This window comes from Mesorhizobium sp. P5_C1 (assembly GCF_054049815.1).
This window is the reverse complement of record NZ_JBFULQ010001107.1, coordinates 1-1010: the sequence shown is the minus strand read 5'-3', so window position 1 is coordinate 1010 and position 1010 is coordinate 1. Positions and strand designations below refer to the sequence as shown.

Sequence of the window (1010 nt, the reverse complement as noted above, 5' to 3'; positions counted from 1 at the left end):
GCTCGAACTGGCGCCGCAGGATCAATTCGCCGCTTGGCAAGCGCATATGGCACCGCTTGTCGAGGTTAGGTTGCCGGATGACAAATCGCTGGACGATGGCTTTCCCGCCGACCACACGGCTTGGAATCTCGGTGGCATGCTGATCGTTCAACAGCACGCGCCGGCGCATAGTTACATGCGTTCTGCCGCGAAGCTTCGGTCCAGCGCGATCGATCACTGGTATATCGCCTTGCCACGTACCGGCCGGTCGTGGACGGAGGTCGATCGCCGCATTGCAGAAGGCCAACCGGGCAAATTGGAGATCAGATCGCTTGGCTACCCGTTTCGCGGGAGGACGACAGACTCCGAAAGTCTCCTTCTCTATCTTCCGCGTGATTTGTTCTCTGACGCCGCGGCAAACCTCGACGCAAGGAWCAATTCAATTCTGTCGGGCAACTTTGCCAACCTTCTGGTCGACTATGTCAACAGCATCGAAGCCAGCCTGCCCAGTCTCACGGTTGATGACCTGCCCCGCATCGTACACGCAACTCGCAGCATGATCATTGCCTGCCTCGCGCCTCCGGCCGAACATGCCGCTGCCGCCGAACAATTGGCGAGTGTCGCGCTGATGGAGCGAGCCCGCCGATACGTCCAGAACAATCTGGATGCGGCTCATCTGACACCGGATTCAATGTGCCGGGCGCTCGGCGTCTCGCGCTCGCGCCTCTATCAGTTGTTCGAACCGAGCGGTGGGGTTCTCCATTACATACAAAGCCGCCGCCTTCTGGCGGCCCATGTTGCGCTTAGCGATGCGACGGACAGTCGGCGCATTGTCGAAATTGCCGAAGCCTTCGGGTTTAGTTCAGCGGCTAATTTCAGCCGGGCATTCAGCAAGGAATTCGGCTACAGCCCCCGCGAAGGCCGCGGCACTGTGGTGTTGCCGCGTTCCGCCCACTCTGTTTCGCTTGCTGGACACGAGAAGGCCTCTTCCTTTGAAGGTTGGCTCAAGGCGCTCGGAAACTGAATACGGG

General features: G+C 59.6%; 1 protein-coding gene. It reads left to right on the top strand.

From position 1 onward, the window contains the following. Positions 1–1003, top strand: a 1003-nt coding sequence (locus ACXJ7R_RS34200) for a helix-turn-helix domain-containing protein (protein WP_457155649.1), incomplete at its 5' end; no start/stop codon positions are given. Positions 1004–1010 lie beyond the last annotated feature (7 nt).